Genomic DNA, 21,206 nt, shown 5'->3' with positions numbered 1-21,206 from the left:
CGCCAACGCAATCGACCTGTCAGGAGCGCAGTACGTTGCCACTGAGCGCGTCGCGGATCGGCGTGGGTTGGGCCAGGCCGCCGGTCTGCCCATCAAGGATGCCGTCGAGCAGGCGCAGCAGGCGCGGGTCCAGCTCTTCGCGGCTGCGCGCAGGGGGCTCGCCGGCAAGGTTGGCGCTGGTGGAGACCAGGGGGCCACCCCAGGCCTGGCACAGCGCTGCGACCAGCGGGTGGGCGCTGATGCGTACCGCGATGCCGCTGTGTTCGCCGGTGATCCAGCCCGGCGCGCGCGTGCCGGCGGGCAGGATCCAGGTGTTGGCGCCGGGCCAGCTGGCGAGCACTGCGCGCTGGCGTGCATCGGGCAGCGCGTGCAGGCGCACCCAACCCTGCAGCTGCGACAGGTCAGCGGCCACCAGGATCATGCCTTTCTCGATCGGGCGCTGCTTCAGCCGCAGCAGCGTGTGCACCGCTGCCTCGTGCGCAGGGTCGCAACCCAGGCCCCAGACCGCTTCGGTCGGGTAGGCAATCACCCCGCCACTGCGGAGCGTGGCGACTGCGGTGTCCAGTGTGAGTTCTTTCATGGCGGCGACCGGGCCCGGCGTGGGCCTTTATTATCCCCCCGCTGCGTGCAGAGCGGGTGGAGCGGTGGGGGCGGACCGTGGGTCCGCTCACCTTGGCAGATCATCCACGCATGGCGTGGATCTACTTGGCCGCCTTCTTGACGGCCTTCTTTGCCGGTGCCTTCTTGGCCACGGCCTTCTTCGCAGCCGCCTTCTTGGCCGGCGCCTTCTTGGCAGCAGCCTTCTTCGGCGCGGCTTCCTTCTTCACTGCCGCCTTCTTTGCCGGTGCCTTCTTGGCGGCGGCCTTCTTGGCGCCGAAGCCCTTGCGCACCGGCTTGCCGGTTTCTTCCATCAACTGCTGCACCTCGGCCAGGGTCAGCGATGCCGGTTCACGATCCTTGGGGATCTTGCCGTTCATCTTGCCGTCGCTGATGTACGGGCCGAAACGACCGTTCAGCACCTGGATGTCGCTGCCGTCGAACTCCTTGATGATCCGGTTGCGCGCGATTTCTTCCTTCTCTTCGATCAGGAACACGGCGCGGGCCAGGTCGATGGTGTACGGGTCGTCTTCCTTCTTCAGCGAGGCGTAGGTGCTGCCGCGCTTGGCGAACGGGCCGAAGCGGCCGATGCCGACGCTGACGTCCTCGCCCTTGTCCTCACCCAGCGCGCGCGGCATCAGGAACAGCTCCAGCGCGTCTTCCAGGGAAATGGTGTGCATCGACTGGCCCGGCCGCAGCGAGGCGAACTTGGGCTTGTCCTCGGCATCCTCGGCGGTGCTGCCGATGGCCGCGTACGGCCCGAACCGGCCCAGGCGCACGCTGACCGGCTTGCCGGTCTTCGGGTCGGTACCCAGTTCGCGCGCACCACTGGCCTCGGCACGGTCGACCGATTCCTTCTTGTCTTCGACCAGTTCCTTGAACGGTCCCCAGAAGCGCGACATCAGCGGAATCCACTCTTCCTCGCCACGCGAGACGGCATCGAGCTCGTCCTCCAGCTTGGCGGTGAAGTCGTAGTCGACGTACTGGGTGAAGTGGCTGGACAGGAACTTGGACACCGCACGGCCGACATCGGACGGGCGGAAGCTGCGGCCTTCCATTTCCACGTACTTGCGGAACAGCAGGGTCTGGATGATCGAGGCGTAGGTCGAAGGACGACCGATGCCGTACTCTTCCAGCGCCTTCACCAGCGCCGCTTCAGTGAAGCGCGGCGGAGGCTGGGTGAAGTGCTGGTCGGCCACGATACGCTCCAGCGGCACGCGGTCGCCCGGCTTCATCGCCGGCAGCTTGCGGCCTTCGTCGTCATCCTCGGCGCTCTTGCTGTCCTTGCCTTCCTCGTACACGGCCAGGAAGCCGGGCACCACCACCGTGGTGCCGCTGGCGCGGAACACATGTTCGCTGCCGGCCGACAGGTCCACGCTGACGGTGTTGAGCGTTGCCGGGATCATCTGGCAGGCCACTGCGCGCTTCCAGATCAGCTCGTACAGCTTGCGCTCGTCGTCGGTCAGGAACCGCGCAACTTGGGCCGGGGTGCGCAGTGCCGAGGTCGGGCGCACCGCTTCATGCGCTTCCTGGGCGTTCTTGGACTTGGTCTGGTAGGTGTTGGGCTGGTCGGGCAGCGAGGCGATGCCGTAATCACGGGCAATCACGTCGCGGATTTCGGCCAGCGCGTCCTGCGACAGGTTCACCGAGTCGGTACGCATGTACGAGATCAGGCCGACCGTGCCTTCGTCGCCGCCGATGTCCACGCCTTCGTACAGCTTCTGCGCGACCTGCATGGTCTTGCGCGTGGTGAAACCGAGCTTGCGCGAGGCTTCCTGCTGCAGCGTGGAGGTGGTGAACGGCGGTGCGGGGCGGCGCTTGCGCTCCTTGCTGGCCACGTCGGTGACATGCAGGGCGCCCTGTGCAGCCTGCTGGATGCGCAGGCGGGCGGCCTCGGCGGTGTCGCCGTCGGTGACGGTGAACTGCTCGAACTTCTGCCCGTCCAGCTTGACCAGCTTGGCGTTGAAGTGCTGCGAGGGATGCGCGCACTCGGCGGCGATCGACCAGTATTCGCGGGCGATGAAGGCTTCGATCTCTTCCTCGCGCTCGACGATCATGCGCAGCGCCGGGCTCTGCACGCGGCCCGCCGACAGGCCGCGCTGGACCTTGCGCCACAACACCGGCGACAGGTTGAAACCGACCAGGTAGTCCAGCGCGCGGCGCGCCTGCTGGGCATCGACCAGGTCGCTGGCGATCTCGCGCGGCTGGCTGATCGCTTCCTTGATCGCGCGCGGGGTGATCTCGGTGAACACCACGCGCTGCATCGGCTTGTCCTTGACCAGCCCGCGCTCCTTCAGGATCTCGGCGATATGCCAGCTGATCGCTTCACCCTCGCGATCCGGGTCGGTCGCCAGCAGGATGTCGTCGGCGCCCTTTGCGGCCTTGGCGATCGCATCGACATGCTTTTCGTTCTTCTCGATCACGTCGTAATGCATGGCGAACCCGTTGTCCGGGTCAACCGCGCCTTCCTTCGGGATCAGGTCACGCACGTGCCCATACGAGGCCAGGACCGTGTAGTCCTTGCCGAGGTATTTGTTGATCGTCTTGGCTTTGGCCGGCGATTCAACGATGAGCAGGTGCTTGGGCATGGCAGCAGGGTCTGTGGGTAAGCCGCGGGGAAGGGCCGCTAGGGTGGAGCAAACGGCCGCATTAGTGAAGCGGCCACGGGCAAATCAATAAACTGAACGCCCGGGACTGTGCCGGGCGTTCAGGTTTCACCTTATTAGAGGAATCACGCCCGGCCTGCCATTGTCAAGCAGGGGGGCGTGAGGATGGCCGTCCGCGACGGCGCATTGGCCCTTGATCCGCGATCACGACGCCATGCTGGCGATGACGCCGACGGCGAAGATGATCGCGGCGAAACCGGCCAGCATCAGCAGGCCGCCCAGCACCAGGATCACGATGGTCACCGTGCCCATCTCGCGGCGCTGCAGCTGCGGCTGGTCGGTATAGGCCCAGCGGTCGACCACCACGGTGTCGCAGATCAGGTCATGCAGTCCCTGCTTGCGCTCGGTGAAGGCGGCCATCAGGTAGCCGATGCACAGTGTCAGGCCACTGAGGATGGTGGCGAAATAGCGGCCGATGCTGCGGCCCAGGGTCAGGCGATCGCCATTGCCGCGCACGACCTTGATGCCGATGGCCATCTTGCCGAGGGTGGCGCCGCCACGGGAGGCATGGAACCAGCCGTAGTAGGCGGCGGCGATGAACAGGCCGGCCAGGCCACTGATCAGCTGGGTGACCACTTCCACCGCTGTTTCGCCGCTGCCGGCAGCGCCCATGCCTGCGCCGAGCACGAAGCCCAGTACGCCACCGACCACGCCGCTGGGAATCAGCAGGACAAAGTAGTCGATGAGGTAGGCGGCAAAGCGCTTCCAGAAGCCGGCGTAGACCACTTCGCCGCCCTGTACCGGTCGCGAATGGTCACTGCCGCCCGCGCCGGGCGCGGCGTACGGCGAGCTGCTGAGGGCGCCGGTGCCCGGCAGGGGCGCGGTGCCGTTGTCGATCGCGGCGTAGTCGTTGCGCAGGTCGAAGCCACCGGTGGCGGTGGACGTGCTGGCATCGGCCAGGGTCTGCAGGCCCAGCGCTTCCACCATCTGCCGCAGCGGCGCCCACTGCCCCATGCCTTCGCGCCAGACCAGGGTGTCCAGGTTCAACTGGCCACGCTGGAAGCGCTGGCGGATCTCGGTGACCTCCAGCGGTCCCTGGCGTTGCTGTCCTTCGGCGTAGTACCACTCAGTCATTGCATGTCCCCTGTTGGGTCGTCCTTGGTGGGTTGCCCGATGCGCGGCTCAGCCGCGGCATTGCGTGGGCAGATACTTGTCGTCGCTTTCGCCGCTGCATTCCCAGCGCCCGCTGTCGCGGTCGTATTCGAGCCAGAGCAGGTCGCCATCCTGGCTCTTGCCGGGAACCGCCAGCGTCGCTTCGATGCCGCAGTGGCCATTGTTGAAGCGGCCGATATGCACGGCCGACAGGCCCTGGCCTGCGAATTGGTCCGCTGCCGGGAAGCCGGCGTCGTTGGCGCCCGGGCAGCGGCCCTGGTCATCGGCGAAGTGCTGGACCTTGTCCTTTACCGGCTGCAGCACGCTGATCGCGCCGGCGACCTTGGCCTTGATGGTGTAGTCGTTGTAGGCCGGCAGGGCGATCGCGGCCAGGATGGCCAGGATCGGCACCACCACCAGCAATGCAACGCCGCCGATGATGGCGGTCAACGCGCAGCCGGACAGGCCCTTCTTCGCGACCGGCGCAGCGTCCATCGGCGTGGTCGCGTACGGAGAGGCGGGCGGAAGGGTTGGCGGCAGAGGGGCGGCAGGCGGCGGTGGCGCAGTGGCAGCTGCATCAATAGCGGGCACGATCAGGCCCAGTTCGTCGACCACGTTGCGCAACGGCTGCCATTGCGGCAAGCCGTCGCGCCATACCAGGGTGTCCAGGGTGATCTGGTTGCTGCGGAACAGCTCGATCAACTGTTCCGAGGGCAACGGGCCTTGCTGGCGGTTGCCTTGGGCATGGAACCACTCACTCACGGGGGACGCTCCTGAATGCGCACGGCCCCCAAGTGTACGGTCAGTGCAGGGGTTCTGGCTCGTCCACGAACATCTGCGTTTCCATCCAGGCGTACGCCGCTTCGGCGCCGGGCTGGTTGAACAGCACCATCAGCACCACCCATTTCAGGTCGTCCAGGTCCAGTTCGTCCTGGTCCAGGGCCATCGCCCGGTCCAGCACCAGCTCGCGCTGGCCGGCATCGAGGATGCCGTGCTGTTCCAGGTACAGCAGGAAACCACGGCACTCCACGTCAAGCTTGTCCAGCTCGGGGCCGTGATAGATGCGCACCGGGCCATCGACCCGGGCCTGGGCCGCGCTTGGGCGCTGCGCTGCAAGGGCATCGAGCCATTCGAATGCCTTGTTGATCTCAGTGGGGCTGAAACCGGCCTGGATCAGGCCATTCTGCAGTGAGTCGCGGTCACGGATCAGGTCCGCGTCTTCGCTGAAATAGTGTTCAAACAGGTACAACAGTACATCCAGGATGCTCTCTTTCATTGCCCCTCGGCCTGCGTCGCGCGACGCTGTGGAGGTGAAGAAACTAGGGACGTCGACAGTAGCGGCCGTGTACGCACACCACGATTCCCGCAAGTTCCATGGCCAGCAGCATGGAGGACACCTCCGACGCCGTCAATCCACACTGCGTGATCAGTGAATCCATACTGATTGGGTCGTGCTGCAGCGCCCGCCACAAGCGCTGGTAGTCAGCGTCGTTCGCCCAGCATGCCGGCAGGTCCGCCGGCGCTGCCTGTTCAGTGGGGGTGGCAAGCCGGATTTGCAAGCCCGGAAGCTGGTGACGCAGTGCCGGAGCCAGCAGTTCCAGCACTTCTTCGGGGCGTTCGACCAGGGCAACCCCTTCACGGATGAGCCGGTGGCAGCCGGCGGCGCGCGGATTGAGCACCGAACCGGGTATCGCGCAGACCTCGCGGCCGGCTTCGGCTGCCAGCCGGGCGGTGATCAGGGCACCCGAGCGTTGTGCGGCCTCGACCACCACCGTGGCCAGGGCCAGCCCGGCCACCAGCCGGTTGCGCGCGGGAAAGTGGCCGGGCCGTGCGGGCGTGCCTGGCAGGTATTCGCTGAGCACCGCGCCGTCGGTGGCGATTGTTGCCTGCAGGCGGGTATGGCTGGTGGGATAGGCGCGGTCCGGGCCGGTGCCTATCACCGCGAGTGTGCAGCCGCCTGCCTCCAGCGCCGCCTGGTGGGCGGCCGCATCGATGCCTGCCGCCAATCCACTGGTCACTGCCAGCCCGGCCTCGACGAAGCAGGTGGCAAACCGGGCGGCCAGGGCACGGCCGGCGGGGGTGGGTGAACGGCTGCCGACCAGGGCCACCGCAGGACGCCAGGCGATGGCTGGATCCCCGGCAACGAACAGCGCCAGGGGCGGGTTGGGTGCATCTAGCAGGAGGGGCGGGAAAGCCGCATCGTTGCAGGCCAGCAGATGATGATCAGGCTGCTGCAGCCAGCGCTGCGCAAGCGCTAGGGCGCGGGTATCGGGACGCTCCAGTGCAGCGCATTGTTCCGGCGTGCAGCCGTGGGCCCGCCAGCCGGCAACGCCCAGCGCCAACGCTGCATCCGCATTGCCGGTGCTCTGCAGCAGGGTGCGCCTGGGGGCCAGGGAACCACCGGCGATCAACAGGCGCAGCAGCGCCTCATGTCCATGCTCAGTCATCCCCAGACTATCGGCCCCACACGACAAAGGCGCCCTAGGGCGCCTTCGCGTATTGCTGTCAGGGTATCCCGGAGGTTGCCGGCCGATGCGGTCGGCACTCCCTGCCGGGGCCGGGCGGGGCCCGGCGCTGGCTCACTTCGCGTCCGGATGCAGCGCGCTGTAGCCCACACGCACCGGCTTCACGCCCTGCATCACCAACGCATAGCTGACGTTGTCGAAGGTGCGGAAGACCATGGCATGCGCGGCGTACTCATCCGGCAGGCTGACCCGGCCGGCGCCCGTGCTGACCGAGTCGTCCATGCGCGAGGACCCCGGGAACTTCATCCGGTGCGCCACGTGGCTGCCATGGCGCCACAGCGAGAACACGGTGCCGTTGTCCACGCCCTGGGCGCGGCCAGCCGAAATCGCGATCACATCGCGCGGGCCGCCGGTGCTGAACATGTCGGTGACCGCCAGTACACGCACATCCACGCCTTCCACGCCGGCGGCGGGCACATGCGGGAAGAACTGCAGGTCGTATGGCGTGGCTTCCACCGGTACCAGACGGTCGCCGGCACGCACTTCACGGCCGCCGCTGGCGTTGTCCAGGGCCAGGGTCGACGCTTCGGTCCTGCCGCCAGCCACCTTGGTGATGGTGCCGGTGCCGACCTGTGCCAGCTCGTAACCCAGAATGCCGCGGCGGTGGTTGGGCGCGCTGAAGGCCTTCCAGAGGTTGCCGCTGCCGGGGGTGACATCGCCGTTGGCGGTCAGGTCCTCGGTGGGCTTGGGCTGGGCGTAGCGCACGGTCGGGCGGACCACGGCCCAGCGCTGCCCGGCCTGGGCGTCGGCCAGGCGCACATAGGCGGTCTGCCCACCGGTGGCGCGCAGGCGGTTGTCTTCCAGGCCGACCACATAGGGCAGCTGTTCGATGCTGTCGACCACGCTGAGCTGCTTCAGGAACGGCTCGACCTGGGCCAGCGGCACGCCGGTCACCGGGGCTTCCTGGCGCGGGCCGGGCTGGGCCGTCACCCGGTCCAGGTAGGCCAGGCTGAGGACGTCACCGGGATAGATCAGGTGCGGATTGGCGACCTGTGGATTGGCCTGCCAGATCTCCGGCCACAGCCATGGTTTCTGCAGGAATCGTCCTGCGATGTCCCACAGGGTGTCCCCTTTGCGGACCACATAGGTGTCCGGGTGCCCGCCATTCACTTCCACGGCGGTAGCATAGGCAGCCACGGTCAGCATCGCCGCGGCGACGACCGTACGAAAACGAAGCAACATAGGTGTGAAGCCCTGATTCCCCAACAGGTTCGCGCACTATAGTCCAGAAACCGGGGCGCAAGGCAAGCGTTGGAGCTAGAATCTGCGACGTATGCCGGCGTACCCCGGCCCCAACCCCGGAAACTGCCATGGCTTTACTCCCCATCCTTGAGTTCCCCGATCCGCGCCTGCGTACCAAGGCTGCGTTGATCGATGCCGCCGAAGTGACCACGCCGGCGTTCCAGGAGCTGCTCGACAACATGTTCGAGACCATGTACGACGCTCCGGGCATCGGCCTGGCTGCCAGCCAGGTGGATGTGCACCAGCGCTTCATGGTCATCGACGTGAGCGAAGAAAAGAACGAGCCGCGCGTCTTCATCAACCCGGAAATCGTCGCCAAGGACGGGGGCCAGGTGTACCAGGAAGGCTGCCTGTCGGTGCCTGGCATCTTCGCCGACGTGACCCGTGCCGACACCATCACCGTCAAGTTCCTCGACCGCCAGGGGCAGCCGCAGGAGTTGACCACCGACGGCCTGCTGGCGGTCTGCGTGCAGCACGAGATGGACCATCTGGACGGCAAGCTGTTCATTGATTACCTGTCGCCGCTCAAGCGCGAGATGGTCCGCAAGAAGCTGGCCAAGCAGCGCAAGCACGTGGCGTGATCGCTGCTCCGGGCCGCCCTTCGGGGTGGCCCGCGCCTGCGCGTGACGCGCGGGCTGCATGGCGCCGGCCGACGGCGCCGTTTTTTTTCCTGCACGATTTCATCCTGCAAGTGGGGTTGCCATGAGGATTGTCTTTGCCGGTACGCCGGAATTCGCGGTGTCGTCGCTGCGCGCGGCCGCGCGTCATCACGAGGTGGTGGCTGTCTATACCCAGCCCGATCGCCCCGCCGGTCGCGGCCGTGGTCTGGCACCTTCGCCGGTCAAGCTGGAAGCGGTCGCCCGTGGCATCCCCGTGTACCAGCCGGAAACGCTGAAGGACGAAGCGGCCCAGCAGCAGCTGCGTGACCTGCAGCCGGACCTGATGGTGGTGGTGGCCTATGGCCTGATCCTGCCCAAGGCGGTGCTGACCATTCCGACCCACGGTTGCTGGAACGTGCATGGTTCGCTGCTGCCGCGCTGGCGTGGCGCCGCACCGATCCAGCGCGCCATCCAGGCCGGTGACAGCAAGACCGGCATCTGCCTGATGCAGATGGAAGCCGGCCTGGATACGGGCCCGGTGCTGCTGCACCAGGAGCTGCCGATCGCCGCCACCGATACCGGCGGCCAGCTGCACGACAAGCTGGCCGAGCTCGGCGCGCAGGTGCTGTCCGATGGGCTGGGCCTGCTGCGCGCCGGCATCAAGCCGATCGCACGGCCGCAGCCGGAGCAGGGCGTGACATACGCGCACAAGCTGGACAAGGCCGAGGCAAAACTTGACTGGGCGCAGGACGCAGGAGCGCTGGCGCGCACGGTGCGTGCGTTCAACCCGTGGCCGATTGCCGAGGCACTGCTGGCCGGTGAGCGCGTGCGCATCCACGGCGCGGTGGCGCTGGATGTGACGCATGGCCAGGCGCCGGGCACGGTGCTGGCCGCGGGCCGCGAGGGCATCGACATCGCCTGCGGGCAGGGCGCGTTGCGCCTGCGCGTGCTGCAGCGCGAAGGCGGCAAGGCAATCACCGCTGCCGACTACCTCAATGCGCGCCGTGATCTGCGCGTGGGGGTTTGACGGGTGAGCAAGGCAAACGATTTCGCCATCGCCAAGGCGGCGCCGGGCGCGGCCACCCGCATGCTGGCTGCGCGCGTGCTTGCGCAGGTGTTCACCCGCGGCCGTTCGCTCAAGGCCGAGCTGGCCTGGGCGCTGCCCAAGCTGGCCGACACCCGCGACCGCGCGCTGCTTGAAGCGTTGTGCTTTGCGGTGCTGCGCCGTCGCAGCACCTATGACGCTGCCCTGCAGGCGTGGATGCAGAAGCCGCTGTCCGCGCGCGATGCCGACCTGCGCACGCTGCTGATGGTGGGCTTCGCTCAGTTGGATGTGCTGGCCCTGCCGGCCCATGCGGCGCTGTCGGCCACGGTCGATGCTGCGCGCGCACTCGGCCGTGAACGCCAGGCTGGCCTGGTCAATGCGATCCTGCGCCGCGCCCAGCGCGACGGTTTCCCCGAACAGCCGGCGCGCGACGCATTTCCGGCCTGGCTGGCCGAGGCCGTCGAGCACGACTGGCCGGCACAGGCCGAGGCGATCTTCGCCGCCAGCCTGCAGCCAGCGCCGCTGTGGCTGCGTGCCAACCGCCAGCTGGGCGGGCGCGACAAGATGATGGCGGCCCTGGCCGAGGCGGGCATTGCCGCCGAAGCCAGCCCGCTTAGCGCCGATGCGCTGCGACTGGCCGTACCGGTTCCGGTGAACCAGCTGCCCGGCTTCGGCGAAGGCCTGCTGTCGGTGCAGGACCTGTCGGCGCAGTGTGCTGCCGACGCGCTGGCGCCCCCCACAGGCAGCCGCGTGCTTGACGCCTGTGCCGCTCCGGGCGGCAAGTCGGCGCACCTGCTCGAGCGAGACCCCAGCCTGCGGTTGCTGGCGCTGGATATCGATGCGCGTCGTCTGGCGCGCGCCAGGGATACGTTCGCCCGCACCGGTGTGGGCGACGGCGCCCAGGTCCTGGTGGCCGATGCCAGCGATCCGGGGGCATGGTGGGACGGCGTTCCGTTCGACGCGATCCTGCTGGACGCACCGTGCTCGGCCACCGGCGTCATCCGCCGGCAGCCGGACGTGATGTTCCATCGCCGTGCGGAAGACATCGATGCGCTGGTCGGCATCCAGGCCCGCCTGCTGGAAGCCTGCTGGTCGATGCTGCGCCCCGGTGGTGTGTTGCTGTATGCCACCTGCTCGATCCTGCGCGCGGAAAATGTCGATCAGGTGAAGGGCTTCCTGAAATGGCACGCGGATGCGGAAGCGGTCGCGCTGGATGACGCATTTGGTCTGGATTGTGACGGTATTGCTCGCCAGCGCCTGCCCGGTGAAAACGATGCTGACGGATTTTTCTACGCGCGTCTGCTAAAAAAGGGCTGACCCAACCGCTGTCCGAGCCCCCATGCTGAAAACCCGTGCGTCACGCCAGACATGGCTGTTCGTTGTGATGGCCCTGTTGGTGTTGGGTGCCGGGCTGGGACTACGCGATCCCTGGCCCTCGGACGAACCGCGCTTCGCTCTGGTCGCCAGGCAGATGGTGGACAGCGGCGACTGGCTGTTCCCGCACCGTGGGCTGGAGCTGTACTCGGACAAGCCGCCGATGCTGATGTGGTGGCAGGCCACGCTGTACAGCGTGGTCGGCAACTGGCGGGTGGCGTTCCTGCTGCCTTCGCTGATCGCTGCTCTCGGCACGCTGTGGTGCGTGGTCGACCTCGGCCGGCGCCTGTGGACACGCCAGGTCGGCCTGTACGCTGGCTGGGCGCTGCTGTTCGCCCTGCAGTTCACCTTCCAGTCGAAGAAGGCGCAGATCGACCCGCTGGTGGTGTTTTTCATCACCCTGGCCAACTATGGTCTGCTGCGCCACCTGCTGCTGGGGCCTGCCTGGCGCTGGTGGTGGCTGGGCTGGTTCTTTGCCGGCATCGGGGTGATCACCAAGGGTGTGGGCGTGATCGCGCTGCTGATGATCGTGCCAGCGGTGATCGGTTCGGCGCTGCACTGGCCGCGGGTGCGGCTGCATGCACGCGACCTGCGCTTCTGGTTGGCGCCGTTGGCGTTCGTGCTGGCCATCGCGCTGTGGCTGGTGCCGATGGTGATGACCGCGCTGGCCACCCGTTCCGGCGAATACCTGGCCTACATGGACGACATCCTGTTCCGGCAGACGGCCAAGCGCTATGCGCAATCGTGGGACCACCACCAGCCCTGGTGGTACTTCCTGGGCACCATGCCGTCGATGTGGATTCCCGCCTTCCTGGCGGTGCCGTGGGCGATCCCCGCCTGGCGGCGCCGGCTGCAGCGCCGGGATGCGCGCTACCTGTTGCTGCTGGGCTGGTGGGCGCTGATCGTGCTGTTCTTCTCCATCCCCGATGGCAAGCGCGACGTCTACATCCTGCCGGCGCTGCCGATGTTCTGCCTGGCGCTGGCGCCGTTGCTGCCGGGGCTGTTGCGCCGGCGCGATGTGCAATGGCTGCTGGGCGCGTTCACCCTGCTGCTGTCGCTGGGGACGTTGGCCGCCGGGCTGTCTGCCCTGCTGGGCAAGCCCGGCTTCGAAGCGCGGTTGATGCAGACGCGGGGCATCGGCAATGGCGAAATGAACGCCCTGGCCTGGGCGGCGATGGCGATGGGCGGCTGGGGTGTGGCCAGCCTGCTGCTGTTCGGGCGCGCCCGCCGCGAGCTGGCCCTGGTCTCGACCCTGACTGCCGTCTGGGTGCTGTACAGCCTGATCGGCTATCCGCTGCTGAATGATTCAAGTTCCGCCCGCGGCCTGATGCGGCACACCGGCCAGCGTATCGGCGCCGATGCCGAGCTGGGGCTGGTAGCCTGGAAAGAGCAGAATCTGCTGATGGCCGACCGCCCGGCAGCCACCTTCGGTTTCAACGAGCCTTGGGATGCACAGCTGGCTGCGGCGGTGGAATGGCAGCAGCTGGCGCCCCGCCGCCGCTGGTTGCTGGTCCACGAAGACGCGCTGCTGCCGTGCGTCGATCGCCGTCGCGCAGAACTGGCCGGTATCGCCAACCGCCGCCGTTGGTGGCTGGTACCTTCCGCTGCGGTCCAAGAGCCGTGCGTGGCCAGTGCCGCCGAGCGCGAACGTGAACGGCGATTGCAACGTGAGGAATAACCATCCTGGCCCGTGCTTGTCCAGACTGCCCAAGCGACAGCAAAGGCAGTAAAACGTCAGCATGGGATCGGCCTTGCCGCTGATCCCGTTCATTCCGCCGGATTGCAGCGAACTTTTTCGACGTGGCAGCTTCACAGCACAACCTGGAATCCACGATCGGCGATTCGCTGGGCGTCCCTGCTGGGAGACGCCCGCGCGCGGCGCACTGGCTGGCGCAGGTCGGCCTGTTCTGCATGCCGGCACTGGTGCTGACGATCCCCATCAACCTGCTGCCCTACGCGCTGCTGCTGCTGGTCAGCACGGCGATGGTGCCAGGCCTGCTGTGGCAGGCCCGGCGTATGGACATGCAGCCGATCAAGGTCCTCAGCTGGCTGATGCTGGCGGTGCTGGTGATGGCCATCGTGTCGGTCGTGCTGTTCGAACAGGGCCTGCGCGATGTCGACAATCGATCCCGCTTCCTGGTCATCCCGTGGATCGCACTGTGGGTGTGTGCGCTGCGCCCGGACATGCGCTGGTTGTGGCGCGGTGCGCTGGCCGGGCTGGTGGGCACCTTCGTGCTTTCGGCACTGCAGGTGTTCAAGGGGGCGCCGCGCGCCGAACTGTTCACCAACGCGATCGTGCTCGCCGACATCGTGATGATGCTGATGGTGCTGCTGGTGTTCTGCCGGCCGTCGCGGCGCTGGTCGCTGGTGATCGTGGGCATGGCTGCCGGCTGCGGAACCATCATCCTGACCGGAAGCCGTGGCGTGTTCGCGGCCCTGCTGGCACTGCTGGTGGTGCTGGCACTGAGCCTGCGCTGGCGTACCGGCGTGGCGCGTCTTTCAGTGCTTGCCGGCATGCTGGCCATCGCCGCGACCCTGCTGCTGTCGGTGCCCGAACTGCGCCACCAGGTGCGGTTGTCCGAACTGCACAGCGATGTGCAGCGCATGGAGCAGGGTGACAGCGACTCTTCGGCCGGGGCGCGCGTCGAGCGCCTGCAGGTGGCGTGGGAGACCTTCCTCGATCATCCGCTCACCGGGGTAGGCATCGGCCATTTCGACACGGCCATGAAGCGGGTGCCGGTCTGCCGCGAGAATCCGCAGGAAATCCGCTGCCACCTGCGCCATGCGCACAACGATCTGGCCGAGTGGGGGGCTACCCAGGGCCTGCCGGGCGTGTTGCTGCTGCTGGCCGTGTATGGCGTACCCCTGTGGGTATTCGTGCGCCTGCACCGGCGCAGCGGGCACGCCACCTTCCGTGGCCCTGCCGCCGCCGGTGTGATGGTGGTGGTGTCCTACATCCTGTGCGGCCTGACCCAGTCGATGTTCGCGCACCAGATGACCGCCAGCTTCTACGTCACCATCGTCGGCCTGCTGACCGGCCTGTCGATCGTTGAAGGTGCGCGGCACCGGGCAGGGAACGCCGGGTAGCGTCCCGCCACGCTCGACGCCGTACTCAGGGGTTGGGCGGATCGGACACGGCCTGACCGTTGCCCAGCATCCACAGCATGATGGTCTTCTGGCGCACGTAGTTGGCGCGCACGTAGGCGTATACGAGGCCATGCCAGCCGTCGCGGAAGCCGCCACGGAACAGGAAGCCGCGCCAGAACCGCCAGGCCGGGGCCAGCACCAGCTTGCCAAGGGTGGCCCGCTTGCCGCGCGCGAACTCGTGCTCGGCCATCATCCGTGCGTACTTCTCGGTCTTGGCCAGCTGCTGCTGCAGCGAGCGGTAGGGGAAGTGGATGAGGTCACCACGCAGGGTGCCGACCGTGCCATCGACGCTGGCCGCCTCATGGATTTCGCGCTTGCCGCGCCAACCGCCCCGGCGGCGGTCGAACAGGCGCAGCACCCGGTCCGGATAGGCATTGCCGTGGCGCAGGAACCTGCCGAAGTACTCCGACAGGCGGGCGAAGCGGTAACCCGCATGACCGGCAAAGCCGCCGTCGCGGGCCTGCTCGATGGCCGTGCGCAGTTCCGGGCTGATGCGCTCGTCGGCATCCAGGCACAGCACCCAGTGGTGGGTGGCCTGCTCGACGCAGAACGCCTTCTGGCTGCGGAAGCCATCGAACGGACGCTGCAGCACGCGGGCGCCGGCCGCCTCGGCGATGGCCACCGTGGCGTCGGTGGACAGCGAGTCCACCACCACGATCTCATCGCAGAAGGCCAGCGAGGCCAGGCAGTCGCCGATGCGCCCGGCCTCGTTGAACGCGATAATGCAGGCCGAGATGCGAGGCCGTTCGATGGGAGCGGTCGTGGAGGACATGATGGCCGGGTACCTGTTGTTTGCGACGGAGCGCTATGCGCTGCCTATTCTCGCCCCGTTGGTGCAGGCCTTGCACGCTTCCGGCCAGGAAGTGGCGGCCTGGTTCGAAGATGGCGCGGCTGGCAGCCAGTTGCCCGGCGTGCCCAACATCGGCCTGAAGCAGGCCTTGGCGATGCGGCCGCGGGCGGTGTTCAGCGCGGCCAACTGGGTGCCGACCTTCCTGTCGGGGGCCAAGGTGCAGCTGTTCCATGGCTTCAACGTGGAAAAGCGCGACAGTGCGCGTGGCCACTTCCGGGTGCGCGGCATGTTCGACCTGTACTGCACGCAGGGCCCTGCCACCACCGCGCCGTTCCGCGAGATCGCGGCAGTGCAGGGCCATTTCGCCGTGGCGGAAACCGGCTGGCCGAAGCTGGACCCGCTGTTCCGCGTCGACGGTTGCGACAGTGCCGCGCTGCGCAGTGCCGCCGGCGGCCGCCCGGTGATCCTGTTCGGATCCACCTTCACCGAGCGCTTGAGTGCCGCCCCGCACCTGCATGCGCAGATCGCGGCCGACATCGCCGCCGGGCAGCACTACTGGCTGCTGACCCTGCACCCGAAGTGCCCGCCGGAACTGTTCGAACGCTACCGCGCGCTGGCCGGCGCCAATGCGCGTTTCATCGAACCGGAGCAGGTGATGGCTGCCCAGCGCGCCGCCGACGTGCTGGTGTCGGACACCTCATCGATCGTTTCGGAGTTCATCGTCCAGCACAAGCCGGTGGTGACCTTCCGCAACCGCGTGCCGAAGCCGCACATGATCGATTTCGACGATCCGCAGCAGCTGCCGGCCATGCTGGCGCGCGCGCTGCATCCCGACGCGGCGTTGCAGGCGGAGATCGTGCGTTACGCCGATGCCATCCACCCCTATCGCGATGGTCTTTCCAGCGAGCGGGTGATCGCCGCTACCGAGGATTTCCTGTCCGGCGAAATGGGCGTGCTGCGTCGCAAGCCGTTTGGCAGCTGGGTGCGCGACCTGCAGATCCGCAAGGACCTGGGTTACTGGGGACCGTCGCAGCGGTGATGTGGGTAGTGCCGGCCGCTGGCCGGCAACCACCGGAATGCCTGCGTTTGCTGGCCAGCGGCCGGCACTACCGTTGATCCACGCCATGCGTGGGGGGCAGTAGATCGACGCCATGCGTGGGTGGTGCAGTAGATCCACGCCATGCGTGGGTGGTGCAGTAGATCCACGCCATGCGTGGGGGGCAGTAGATCCACGCCATGCGTGGATGGTGCAGTAGATCCACGCCATGCGTGGATGGCGGTTCAACGATCGGCCGCGCTACCAGCGCAGCTTGCGCCGTGCCAGCGCCGTGGCCAGTTCTTCCATCAAGGCATGTGCACGCGCCTGCGGCAGGTAGCGCAGTGCCAGTGCCACATCGCCGTGCGCACCGGCGGTGTCCAGCTGCAGGCTGGCCGTACCCAGCAGCTTGTCCAGCGGCGAGCGCTGCAGGCGCAGGCCCTGCACTTTGTCCAGCTCGGCCCAGCGCCACCAGCGCTTCCACCAGCCGCCGCGCACCGCCACGAACTGGCCATCCAGGTGCCAGCCCATCCGCGCCATCTGCCGGTGCGCGATCAACAGGCTGACCGGCAGCCAGGCCAGCAGTGCCAGGGCCGGCAGGCCCCAGCGCCAGTACAGCGCGGCGGTCAGCAACGGCACCAGCAGCAAGGTGGACAGCGACAATCGCCACCATCCGCGTTGCGGTATCGGTTGCCACTGCTGCGGCGGCCATTGCAGCTGCGGCAGCAGGTGGCGCACCAGCCCATCGCAGGCGCTTGCGCCAGCCAGCGGTGCCAGCTCGCGCAGCGCGCGGTCGTCGTCGCGCGAGGGGCCACCGGCAGCGCTGTCGATACGCAGCTGGCGCAGCCCGAACCAGCGTTGCAGCGTGCTCTCGCCCAGCGTCCACGCCTGGATGCGGCGGCGCGCGACGCTGCTGCGGGTGCGGCTGAGCAGGCCGGTGGAGACGGTCAGGCGCCGTTCGCGCTCGCTGAGGGTGAAGCCGTGGTAGCGCAGCAGCGTCAACACCACCGACAACACCCGCAGCAGCAGCCAGCCCAGCAGCAACGCGGCCGCCAACAGCACCAGCCCGCCGGTCACCCCGGCATGCAGGTGGCTGGCGTAGCCGAAGGCCTCGCGCCCGCCACGCTGGATGGCATCGTCCATCACCGGGCGCGGTACGGTCTGGAACAGGACACCGAAGGCGGCGATCGCCAGCGCCCAGCCACGGTTGGACAGCAGGCCCATGCGCAGCACGTCCCAGCTCGACAGGCGCAGCAGTACCTGCTCGTCGTCGGATGGCACGACATCGGCAGCCGGCGCGTCGCCCGGCGTCGGCTGCGGCGCCTGTCCACGCTGGCGCACCAGTTGTTCCAGGGCCAACGCCTGGTCCAGCCGCAGCACGCGCATCTCCGCTTCCGGACGCACCCCGCCGGCCGATTCCAGGCGCAGTTCGGCAACCCCGAACAACCGGTGCAACGGGTTCTGCCGCACTTCCACGTTGTGGATGCGGGCGAAGGGAATCTCGCGCCGGTTGCGCGCCAGCAGGCCGCTGCGCACGGTGATCGCATCGTTGCCGATGCGATAGCGGTAGCTGAGGTACTGCAGCACCGACACCAGCACCAGCGCGGCGATGGCGGTCAACGGGATCACCTGTGCCCACATCGGATCGCGGTCGCCGCGCTGGCCGAACACCAGCAACGCGACCAGCGGCAGGAAATAGTGGCGCAGCTGCATCAGCAGCACGAACAGCCACGACCACGGATGCAGGCGATGCTCGTCGCCACCGTCGGGCAGCGAGGGCGGCAGGGGCGGCGGCAGGCTCACAGCGCGTCGGCGTCCTGGTCGAGCTGATGGGCCAGGGTGTCACGCAGGCGCTCGGCATCGGCCTCGTCCAGGCCGCTGACGGTGACCGCACTCAGGCGGGTGCCGGCGGTGTGCACGATCAGCGTTGCCAGGCCTGCACGCCGCTCGAGGGGCCCGCGACGCAGGTCCAGGTGCTGCACGCGCGAAATGGGGATGCGGGTCTCCAGCTGCCACATCAGGTCGCGGCGCAGGCCCAAGCCCTGTGCGTCCAGCCGCCATCGGGTGCGGGTCAGGCGCCGATGGCCGATCCAGGCGCCGAAGGCAAGGCCGACCAGCAGGCCCAGCATCGCTGCCCACGGGCCACCGGGAAGATCGAAGAACCACCAGAGGGCCGCCAGCGGTGCGCCGGGGATGAACAGTCCGCCGAAGGCGCCCTCCAGCGCCGCCAACCGGGCAGCGCGCCGCGGCAGGGGTTGCCAGTGGTCGAGGGGCATTTCGGCAGCAGCAACAGGCAAGGGCAGTTCGGTCACGCGGGCGTCCGTCGGGCAGCAGGGCGGGCAGGCGCGGTGATGGCCGCACCGCGCAGACGTTAGCAGGTCGCCCGCGTTACTGGGCGGCCTGGATCAGCGCATCGACGTCCAGCAGATGGCCGGCGCGGTCGGCCTTGGTGCGCAGGTAGTGCTCGTTCTCGGCGGTGATCTCGCCGGTGACCGGAATGCAGTCCAGCACTTCGATGCCGGCATTGCGCAGGCGCTGTGCCTTGGTCGGGTTGTTGCTGAGCAGGGCAACGCGGGATACACCCAGCCCGCGCAGCATCGCCACCGCGCTGCCATAGCGGCGCTCGTCGGCGCCGAAGCCCAGCTGCGCATCGGCGTCGATGGTATCCAGGCCGTCATGCTGGTAGCCGTAGGCGCGCATCTTCGCGGCGATGCCGGTACCGCGGCCTTCCTGGTCCAGGTACAGCAGCACGCCGCCGCCCAGTTCCTTCAGTTTGCGCAGGCCGCGCCGCAGCTGGTCGCCGCAATCGCACTTGAGCGAACCGAACAGGTCGCCGGTGAGGCAGGACGAATGCACGCGCACCGGCACCACTGCGGACAGGTCCGGTTCGCCGACGATGATCGCTACCTGGTCGCGCTGGGCGACGCCACCGCGGAACACCGCGAAGGTGGTCATGCCGACGTCGCGCAGCGGCACCGGAGAACGCGCCACCAGTTCGTAATCATGTGCGGCGTGCGCGGCGCCTTCGGCCAGATCGCACAGGGCAACCTCGGCCGCGCCATCGAACGTGGCGTCATCTGCATCCAGGCGCACGCCCACCATCGCCGGCAGCAGCAGGCCCAGCCGGGCCAGTTCCACCGCGCCGGCATCGAACGCATCGCCTGCGCTCCAGGCCGCGGGCATCGGTCCGGGTTCGCGCAGGTAGCCCAGCGAGGGCAGGGCATCGAAGGCAACGCCGGCCAGCGGCAGGCGTGCGCCTTCGGGGGCCTCCACGCCGAGCACGCGGGCGCGGGTGGCGGTCAGGTACAGGTAATGGCGCTCGCGCGCGGCACTGGCGAAGGCGGCGAAGCTGCTGGCAGTGGCGCTGTCCAGCGCGATCACCGCCAGGCACTGGCCCTGGCCATCGTGGAGCAGGACCGGGCGACCGGCGCGCAGTTCGGCGACCGCGCGCTCGCAGCGGATCGCTGCCGGATCACCGAACAGGGAGGAAGCAGACATGGCAGGACCGGGGGAGGCGGACATCGGTGTCTCTATGGGGGCGCCAGCGTCGTATTCAACGTACTGCGGCGGTGTGTCGCAGGCCGGGTGCAGCGGCTCTCAGTGCGGATGTTCGTCGGTCGCGTACGGGTCTTCCTCGCCGCTGCCCGGTGGCCGCAGCGTATAGCGCTTGTAGGTCCACTGGTACTGCGCCGGGTCGCGGCGGGCGATGCGTTCGATGCCCGCGTTGAGCGCGGTGGCCGCCACGTGCGGGTCCGGATCGGCCACGGCCGGGTCGGTCGGCTCGATGTGCAGGGCAAATTCCATGTCCGGGCCGATGCGCTCGCACCAGCCATACAGAACGGTCGCGCCGGTGCGCTCGGCCAGGCGGTTGACCAGGGTCATGGTCAGTGCCTGCACGCCGAAGAACGGCACGAACACGCCATCGCCGGCCTTGGGCTGCTGGTCGGGCAGGATGCCGGTGGCACCGCCGTCCTTGAGCACCTTGAACAGCTGGCGCACGGCCGGGCCTTCGGCACGCACCTGCTGCACGTTGTCGCCGCCGCGCACGATCTGCAGGAAGGCATCGCTGGCCTCGTCCTCCGGCGGCTTGTAGACGATGGCGATCTGCCCGCGCGAGGCCAGCCACTGGTTCAGCAGCTCCCAGTTGCCGTAGTGCGGGGCCGCCACGATCACGCCCTTGCCGCTGGCCAGGGCCGCGTCGTACAGCGCCTGGCCGTGGCGCTCCTTCAGGTGCAGGCGCAGGTTGTCGGCGGGCTTCCGGCTCCACAGGCGCAGGGTCTCGATGGCCTGCAGGGCGGTGGAGCGCAGCAGTTCGCGCTGCAGGCGGTCGCGTGCCGGTGCGTCCAGCTCGGGGTAGGCCAGCTCCAGGTTGCGGCGGGTGACGCGGCTCTCGCGGGCATCGAGGCGCACCCACGCCCAGGCCAGGGCGCGCGCGAACCCGCGCAGCAGGGGCCAGGGCAGGCGGGCGAACAGGGTGGTGGCGCGGTAGACCAGCCGGGCTTTGCGGTGTGGATTCATCGGCCCCAGTTTAGCCAAGGGCGCTGCTATCGTGGCCGGCCCCTTGCCTGGAAGCCCGCCGATGCTCGTCCTGATTCAACGTGTCAGCCAGGCTGCCGTGCATGTGGAAGGTGAGGCGGTGGGGCAGATCGGCCCCGGCCTGCTGGCCCTGGTCGGCATGGAGCCGGGCGATACCGAGGCCCACTTGCAGCGGATGGCCGAACGCCTGCTCGGCTACCGTGTGTTTGCAGATGAGGCCGGAAAAATGAACCGCTCGCTGCGTGATACCAGCGGCGGCCTGCTGCTGGTCAGCCAGTTCACCCTGGCCGCGGATACCCGTTCCGGCATGCGGCCGAGCTTCACCAGCGCGGCACCGCCGCAGGAGGCTGAACGCGGGTTCAATCGATTTGTCGACATCTGTCGTGAAAATCACGCGCCGGGGGTGGAAACGGGCCGCTTCGGTGCCCATATGGTCGTCAGCCTGGTCAACGACGGTCCCGTGACCTTCCTCCTCAGGCCCTAGGCCGCCGGGACCACCGCCCGGCAGGCCGGGCCCCGGGCTGGTATAATGCTACGTTCCCTATTCCCCCCCAGCC

19 protein-coding genes are annotated in these 21,206 nt (G+C 68.2%); 7 read left to right on the top strand and 12 right to left on the bottom strand.

The features are described 5' to 3' along the window. Positions 1–19: 19 nt before the first annotated feature. The 7 genes from D0Y85_RS18275 to D0Y85_RS18245 all read right to left on the bottom strand — a co-directional run bounded on the left by D0Y85_RS18275 (position 20) and on the right by D0Y85_RS18245 (position 8,062). Positions 20–580 (bottom strand): Sua5/YciO/YrdC/YwlC family protein, encoded by a 561-nt coding sequence (locus D0Y85_RS18275; RefSeq protein WP_117311515.1) that lies wholly within the window; start codon positions 578–580, stop codon positions 20–22. Between the two features lie 121 nt (positions 581–701). Next, positions 702–3,185 (bottom strand): DNA topoisomerase I, encoded by a 2,484-nt coding sequence (locus D0Y85_RS18270; RefSeq protein ID WP_117311514.1) that lies wholly within the window; start codon positions 3,183–3,185, stop codon positions 702–704. A gap of 222 nt (positions 3,186–3,407) precedes the next feature. Then, entirely contained in the window at positions 3,408–4,337 is a 930-nt protein-coding gene (locus D0Y85_RS18265; protein WP_117311513.1) for an RDD family protein, read from the bottom strand. A 48-nt stretch (positions 4,338–4,385) separates the two neighbouring features. Continuing rightward, positions 4,386–5,117, bottom strand: coding sequence for a GYF domain-containing protein (locus D0Y85_RS18260; RefSeq protein WP_117311512.1), 732 nt, complete (start codon positions 5,115–5,117; stop codon positions 4,386–4,388). Between the two features lie 40 nt (positions 5,118–5,157). Beyond that, positions 5,158–5,631 (bottom strand): DUF494 family protein, encoded by a 474-nt coding sequence (locus D0Y85_RS18255; protein WP_025879062.1) that lies wholly within the window; start codon positions 5,629–5,631, stop codon positions 5,158–5,160. Positions 5,632–5,674: 43 nt separating this feature from the next. After that, positions 5,675–6,802 (bottom strand): DNA-processing protein DprA, encoded by a 1,128-nt coding sequence (gene dprA / locus D0Y85_RS18250; protein WP_117311511.1) that lies wholly within the window; start codon positions 6,800–6,802, stop codon positions 5,675–5,677. A 132-nt stretch (positions 6,803–6,934) separates the two neighbouring features. Then, on the bottom strand, positions 6,935–8,062 hold the full coding sequence (locus tag D0Y85_RS18245; RefSeq protein WP_117311510.1) for a LysM peptidoglycan-binding domain-containing protein: 1,128 nt from the start codon (positions 8,060–8,062) through the stop codon (positions 6,935–6,937). Between the two features lie 128 nt (positions 8,063–8,190). On the opposite strand from D0Y85_RS18245, the gene def reads away from it, so the two are divergent. The 5 genes from def (at position 8,191) to D0Y85_RS18220 (ending at position 14,227) form a co-directional block, all read left to right on the top strand. Beyond that, positions 8,191–8,703, top strand: a complete 513-nt coding sequence (gene def / locus D0Y85_RS18240) for a peptide deformylase (protein WP_025879059.1) — start codon at positions 8,191–8,193, stop codon at positions 8,701–8,703. 121 nt (positions 8,704–8,824) lie between these two features. Continuing rightward, positions 8,825–9,748, top strand: a complete 924-nt coding sequence (gene fmt, locus D0Y85_RS18235; RefSeq protein ID WP_117311509.1) for a methionyl-tRNA formyltransferase — start codon at positions 8,825–8,827, stop codon at positions 9,746–9,748. A 3-nt stretch (positions 9,749–9,751) separates the two neighbouring features. After that, a complete protein-coding gene (gene rsmB, locus D0Y85_RS18230) occupies positions 9,752–11,083 on the top strand; it encodes a 16S rRNA (cytosine(967)-C(5))-methyltransferase RsmB (RefSeq protein ID WP_117311508.1) in 1,332 nt (443 codons plus the stop codon). A gap of 22 nt (positions 11,084–11,105) precedes the next feature. After that, a complete protein-coding gene (locus D0Y85_RS18225) occupies positions 11,106–12,818 on the top strand; it encodes a glycosyltransferase family 39 protein (RefSeq protein WP_117311507.1) in 1,713 nt (570 codons plus the stop codon). 233 nt (positions 12,819–13,051) lie between these two features. Beyond that, entirely contained in the window at positions 13,052–14,227 is a 1,176-nt protein-coding gene (locus tag D0Y85_RS18220) for an O-antigen ligase (protein ID WP_229291409.1), read from the top strand. A gap of 25 nt (positions 14,228–14,252) precedes the next feature. Here D0Y85_RS18220 and D0Y85_RS18215 read toward each other — a convergent pair whose 3' ends face one another. Beyond that, positions 14,253–15,059, bottom strand: coding sequence for a glycosyltransferase family 2 protein (locus D0Y85_RS18215; protein ID WP_117311506.1), 807 nt, complete (start codon positions 15,057–15,059; stop codon positions 14,253–14,255). Between D0Y85_RS18215 and D0Y85_RS18210 the strand changes: the two genes are divergently transcribed. Further along, entirely contained in the window at positions 15,058–16,116 is a 1,059-nt protein-coding gene (locus tag D0Y85_RS18210; protein ID WP_117311505.1) for a CDP-glycerol glycerophosphotransferase family protein, read from the top strand. The two genes, D0Y85_RS18215 and D0Y85_RS18210, sit on opposite strands and share 2 nt — an antisense overlap. A 258-nt stretch (positions 16,117–16,374) precedes the next feature. Here D0Y85_RS18210 and D0Y85_RS18205 read toward each other — a convergent pair whose 3' ends face one another. From D0Y85_RS18205 to D0Y85_RS18190, 4 genes are all read right to left on the bottom strand, one after another. After that, positions 16,375–17,916, bottom strand: a complete 1,542-nt coding sequence (locus D0Y85_RS18205) for a PH domain-containing protein (RefSeq protein ID WP_117311504.1) — start codon at positions 17,914–17,916, stop codon at positions 16,375–16,377. Next, the gene (locus D0Y85_RS18200) at positions 17,913–18,389 is read right to left on the bottom strand and encodes a PH domain-containing protein (RefSeq protein ID WP_117311987.1); all 477 of its coding nucleotides are present in this window, start codon (positions 18,387–18,389) and stop codon (positions 17,913–17,915) included. Before D0Y85_RS18200 ends, D0Y85_RS18205 begins: the two co-directional genes overlap by 4 nt. Before the next feature lie 112 nt (positions 18,390–18,501). Next, entirely contained in the window at positions 18,502–19,635 is a 1,134-nt protein-coding gene (gene ribA, locus D0Y85_RS18195; protein ID WP_117311503.1) for a GTP cyclohydrolase II RibA, read from the bottom strand. A 75-nt stretch (positions 19,636–19,710) separates the two neighbouring features. Further along, positions 19,711–20,631 (bottom strand): lauroyl acyltransferase, encoded by a 921-nt coding sequence (locus D0Y85_RS18190; protein WP_117311502.1) that lies wholly within the window; start codon positions 20,629–20,631, stop codon positions 19,711–19,713. A gap of 61 nt (positions 20,632–20,692) precedes the next feature. Between D0Y85_RS18190 and dtd the strand changes: the two genes are divergently transcribed. Continuing rightward, positions 20,693–21,133, top strand: coding sequence for a D-aminoacyl-tRNA deacylase (gene dtd, locus D0Y85_RS18185; protein WP_117311501.1), 441 nt, complete (start codon positions 20,693–20,695; stop codon positions 21,131–21,133). Positions 21,134–21,206: the final 73 nt, after the last annotated feature.

The sequence above is a fragment of the Stenotrophomonas sp. G4 genome, assembly GCF_003428825.1.
GTDB lineage: Bacteria > Pseudomonadota > Gammaproteobacteria > Xanthomonadales > Xanthomonadaceae > Stenotrophomonas > Stenotrophomonas indicatrix.
The sequence above is the reverse complement of the archived record's forward strand: the minus strand, read 5'-3'. Positions and strand labels throughout refer to the sequence as shown.